Annotated in this window: 3 protein-coding genes and 1 pseudogene; 3 read left to right on the top strand and 1 reads right to left on the bottom strand. The window is 50.5% G+C overall.

Annotated elements, in window-relative coordinates; genetic code table 11:
- Nucleotides 1-1,664 (bottom strand): uroporphyrinogen-III C-methyltransferase (cobA, locus tag ACLUYS_RS08545; protein ID WP_412659603.1); only part of this gene is annotated, 1,664 nt, incomplete at its 3' end.
- An 883-nt stretch (nt 1,665-2,547) separates the two neighbouring features.
- Between cobA and ACLUYS_RS08540 the strand changes: the two genes are divergently transcribed.
- From ACLUYS_RS08540 to ACLUYS_RS08530, 3 genes and pseudogenes are all read left to right on the top strand, one after another.
- A complete protein-coding gene (locus ACLUYS_RS08540) occupies nt 2,548-2,871 on the top strand; it encodes a helix-turn-helix domain-containing protein (RefSeq protein WP_412659602.1) in 324 nt (107 codons plus the stop codon).
- A 480-nt stretch (nt 2,872-3,351) separates the two neighbouring features.
- Nucleotides 3,352-4,635, top strand: coding sequence for a tRNA 2-thiouridine(34) synthase MnmA (gene mnmA / locus ACLUYS_RS08535; RefSeq protein WP_412659601.1), 1,284 nt, complete (start codon nt 3,352-3,354; stop codon nt 4,633-4,635).
- 57 nt (nt 4,636-4,692) lie between these two features.
- A pseudogene (locus ACLUYS_RS08530) lies at nt 4,693-5,385 on the top strand (hypothetical protein); the annotation flags it as partial.

Raw genomic sequence — 5,385 nt, 5'->3', positions numbered from 1 at the left:
ATCCCGTACGATTCGAGAACTCTGGCGCTCTGGCGTCCGATCAGCGCAAACCGGGTATTGGCCAGTTTCCTATGATCGATGTGCAGGCGCTGAAATTCGCGCATGAGGACATGAATGCCGTGCGCGCTGGTCAGAACGATCCACTGCGGCAGACCTGAATCAAACAGATCGTCTGGCAAAGGCAGATCGTGATAGCGGACTTTGAGCAGCTGCTGATACTGCACAGAAGCGGGGAGAAGATCTTTCAGCTTCTGATTGAGAGCGTCCGATCCGCAAAGCCCGACGCGCAAATGCCTGGGCGGATCGTATAAAGCGGCCGTTCCGGAAATGACTACGATGGCCGGCGAAAACAGCTGATGCTCTTTTGCACAGGCAGAAAGCGAATCGAGCGTGCAGGAAACGCTGGCGGTCATCATGGATGAGCGTGACGAAAAAATGGCGCAGGGCGTATGCGGATCCATACCGGCTTCCATCAGATGATGGGAAATTTCATCAAGCCGGTTCATCGCCATCAGAAAGACGATCGTTCTGGAAAATTCAGCAATGTTTTTCCATTCTTCCTTTGTTCGCGGTGTGTTTTCGCTCGTTCCGGTCAGAACCATGAATCCGCCGGCAACATTTCGCCGGGTCAGACCAAAGAGATCTTTGGCGGGAATGCCGTAAAAACTCGAAATGCCGGGAAGAACCTGCAGATCGATATTGTGCTGTCGAAGAATTTCGATTTCTTCCATGCCGCGGCCAAAGACCATCGGATCGCCGCCCTGCAGACGGACAATATGCGCATACCGTTTTGAAAGCTCCAGAAGCAGTTCATGAATTTCCTGCTGACTGGAGCTTTTTTCATGTCCGCGCTTGCCGCGTTCGATTTTTTCAGCATTGGGGTTTAAATCCAGAATTTCCGGATCGATCAGACGGTCATAGACGATGACATCCGCGCGTTCGATCGCATGCCGGGCAGCGAGTGTAAGGCCTTCAATACCGGCACATCCGGCCCCGACCAGAGAAATTTCAGGCTTTCGATTCATAGAGTTCCTCCTGTGTTCTGCGTGCTCAATCAGCCGTCCGACTTCCTTTGCACAAAGGGCACTTCCTTTCCGTATGGCGTCTTCAAACAGCCTTCGAAAAACGACGGGCCGAAGGGAAGACGGAACGGTCTCGCGAATATAAGGGCGAAGCTGCTTCAGCCAGAGAAGAATGGAATCAAAGTCTTCCGGGACGATCTCCCGGATTTTCTGTTTTAAATAGCGGGCAGCCGTCGGCGAAGCGCCGGAAGTGGAAATGCCGATAGCGTACTCCGTTCCGGAAACGACCGCTCCAAAGGTGACGGTGCACCAGTCCGGATCGTCCACGCAGTTGCAAAGAACGTTTTTCTCTTTGGCCCACAGGGCAATCGCGTGATTGATTTCGGGCTGATCGGTCGCCGCAATGATCAGCAGATAGTCGGTCGGACAAAACCAGTCGGGCGACCATTCCTGCTCGATTTGCATCACGGGTAAAGACGCAAATGCTTCAAGAAAAGAAGGGGAACAGACCGTAATACGGGCATGGAAGGGAAGAAGCCGCTGCGCTTTTTCCAGAGCGGCATGACCGCCGCCCAGAATGAGAACGGGTTTGTTTTCCAGATCAAAAAACAGAGGAAACCAGGCCATGAATAAAAACACCATCTTTCTGCACGCCTTAAATGAAACATAAGGCAAGACTATCGTACGCAAAGATCGAGAAAAGGTACTTAAATACGAACAGGATTTCTCCAGAAGGAAACGGGAAAGGAAATTCGGGCAGGGAAAAAGACGGACAAAACGGATTTTTAAAAAATGACCGGAGCTGGAATTTAGCACTTTAATATTAGAAAGCAATAAGGAATCGTTAATGAAAATGAAAGGAATTCTTTCACAGCGCTTTTTTCCTTACTTGTTCTTAACAAAAGCAACCCTCTTTTCTTTATAAGTAGAGGAAATTTCGGGAAGGGGGCATAATGTACAGGAACACTTCAAAATGAATGCGCATTCAAATGGATGAGTCTATCATCACAAAACGATTCGAACCCATTTGAATCGGATTTCAACATAATCCGGATCCGATTTGAATAAAATTGTGGAAGACGAATAAAAAAATATTGTAAATTGTCTCATAAAGATACAAACTAAATTTAAAGACACGTTCAGCACAATTTCGTGCAATTCTATTACCCTGTAAAGATGATAAAGGTATACAAAAATCTTAATTTATCGACAGAAAAAATGCTGAATGGGTACTTTCCGCCTCATTATTCCCACCCCGGCCGGATTAAGATTGTTCAAAGACGTTCCATGGGCTTTAAGAACGTGAATCGATCCGGCGAGTTCAGAAAGGAAAAGCTTCTTCGCAAACCGGAATTCTGAGTGCAAAGCTCCTGAAATGCATCATGAAGCAGGCAGCCTGGATTTTGAAATCCAGCAGGGGCTGTTTTCTTTCGTACGGTTTTTGTCCGGCTGCTGCTTTCGCCGGCACGTGAAGAAAATGACAGGTCCGGTTCATGACGGACCTTTTGGAGAAGCCGATCTGATTATGGTTATTTCAAAGCGGGAAACACCGATTGACCTCGAAGAAGGCAGTCCTGAATACGCAATCGTTCATGCCATTCTGGATACCCGGGAAAGACTGCAGATCACGCAGAGCGAGCTAGCCCGCCGCACCGGTATTGACCAGGGCGATATCTCCAAGCTCGAGCGGGGACATCGCAACCCTTCCCTGAAGCTGCTCAAGCGGCTGGCCGACGGCCTGGGGATGGAACTGCGGATTTCTTTCATTCCTATTGAGGACGCAGCATTAGAAAACGGGGAAGGCCCGGTTCTCTGTCTGCCTGAAGAACCGGTTGAAGAGATGGACTGAAGGCTTCGCTTTTCAGCTGCTGCACCGTATCCCAAAACCACTATTTAAGGCTGTCTGTAAAAGGGCAGCCTTTTTCCATGGGGTACACTTCAGATCGCCAGAAACCAGACGGAAAACACCGAAAACCAGACTGAAAATAGAGAAAGGCTCGGCTGCGGATCCGCGTATACCCCTAATAAGACCGGCCTGGAGTCGGCTGCTGCTTTCTCATACTGGCCTTGCCGGCCGTCTGGACTGCCCGTCTTGTGAAAAAGAGGCAGTTTTGACAGACTGCCCTCGGAAGTCCAAAATATAAAGAACTGCAAATTTCCCTGCACAATCTTAACGGTGCAGGTTTTCGCGTCCTCAGGCGCCAAAAGAAAAGGACGAAAAAGAGGAAAGTCTGCACGGTTTCAGAACAGACGGGATCCGGCAGCCGTTTTTTCTCTGGCAGTTTATCCTTGAAGGAATACCGAAACAGAACAGGAAAGGAGTTCAAGTATGAAAGTACTCGTCGGACTGAGCGGGGGCGTGGACAGTGCCATTGCCGCCTATTTACTGAAGGAGCAGGGCCATGAAGTGACCTGCTGCTTCATGCGCAACTGGGATTCGTTTCTCAACCATGACATTGCGGGAAATCCGGATCTGTACAATTCCGTCTGCCCGCAGGAGCAGGACTATCACGATGCCCAGGCCGTTGCAAAGCATCTGCAGCTGCCCTTGCTTCGTGTCGATTTCGTACGGGAGTACTGGGACAACGTGTTTACGACGTTCCTGGAAGAATACAAAAAAGGCCGGACGCCGAATCCGGATATTTTGTGCAATCAGTACATCAAGTTTGACTCCTTTTATAAATACGCCATGGAAAACGGATTCGATGCCATCGCGACCGGTCATTACTGCTCGCGCATTGACGAAGACGGATTTGCCTGGCTTGGCCGTGCCGCCGATCAGAATAAGGACCAGACGTATTTTCTGGCGCAGATCGCCAAAGAGCCGCTCTCCAGAACGCTCTTTCCATTAGGTACGCTGACTAAGCCGGAAGTGCGCAGGCTGGCCGGTCAGCTTCATCTGGATTCGGTTTCCAAAAAGAAGGATTCCACCGGCATCTGCTTTATCGGCGAACGCAACTTCCGGGAGTTTTTAAGCAACTATCTGCCGGCGAAAGAAGGAAAGATCATCGATATCGATACCGGTCGGAAACTGGGTACCCATCAGGGGGTGCTGTATTACACGATCGGTCAGCGAAAAGGCTTAAACATTACCGGCTTTGTCGGCCCCTGGTTTGTCGCAGCAAAGGACGTCGAACGAAACCTTCTTTTCGTAGCCCGTACCGACCAGATGCACTGGCTCGTTTCGGATCGTGCCCGTATTGAAAGGATCAACTGGCTCGTTCCCGACGGATTTGAATTCCCGAAACAGTGCACGGTGAAATTCCGCTATCGCCAGAAGGACATTCCGGTAACCCTCGAGGTTCATGGCAATCAGGCGATCGTTTCCTATCCGCAGGGTGTCGAAGCCGTTACGCCTGGTCAGGAAGCCGTATTTTACATGGGCGATAAATGCCTGGGCGGCGGTGTCATTGAACAAGTTTTCTTTGAAGATCGCGATGTCTTTGAAACGATCGAGACCCGAGCCGAAGCCGCAATGAAAGAAGAGGCCGTTCGTCAGGCGGAAGCATTAAAGAAAAAAGAAGCAAAAGAGCGGGAAAAGGCCAGAAAGGCCCGACGTAAAGCTGCCAAAGAGCAGAACAGCGCGTCTTCTCAAACCGAAGACACGAAATAAGCAAGCCGGATCGATTTCCAATTTCGAAATGGAATGGCCAGAAAGACGGGAGAAGTTATGAGCGAGTACGAAACGCTGGAGCTGGAACAGCCGGAAACCGAATCGATAAGCGGAACCGTCCGCACTTTCATTTTTGAGCGGGGAAGCTTTAAGATCGGCCGTCTGCAGTATGAAGAAAAAAGAGATCTGGTGTTCAAGGGCGGCGGTCTGAATTCTCTGCTCGTCGGAGACGCGGTGACGCTTTTCGGACACTGGATTCAGGATCCCCGCTATGGACTTCAGTTTGAAGTTTCAAGCTGGCAGGCGCAGGAAACCAGCAAGGAAGAGACGCTGGTCCGCTTTCTCAGTTCCGATTTTTTCCCGTATGTCGGCCAGCGCAGCGCCGAAAAAATCGTCGACGCGCTCGGGGAAAGCGCGCTTGAGAAAATTCGAGAAAATCCGGAAGTCCTGATCACCAAATGCGATCTGCGCCCAAATCTGGCGGTACGCGTCAGCGAAGGCATTGCGAATCTGCAGGGAAAAGAAGAACTCGCTCTGACCCTGATGCACTGGGGTGTCAGCCTGTCCGAAACGCGTGCGATTCTCGCCCGCAATTACTCTCTGGAAGATTTACAGAAAAGCTGCTTCGCCCCGTTTTACGGCGGGATGGGCGTAACGTATGGCGCCTGTACGCGCATTGCCAACGGACTGAAGCTTTCCGCCACGGATCACCAGCGCGCAGAAGCGAGAATTTACTACGAACTGAAAAAC

Source organism: Allobaculum sp., assembly GCF_047010065.1.
GTDB classification, from domain to species: domain Bacteria; phylum Bacillota_I; class Bacilli_A; order Erysipelotrichales; family Erysipelotrichaceae; genus Allobaculum; species Allobaculum fili.
This window is presented reverse-complemented; position numbering and strand designations above follow the sequence as displayed.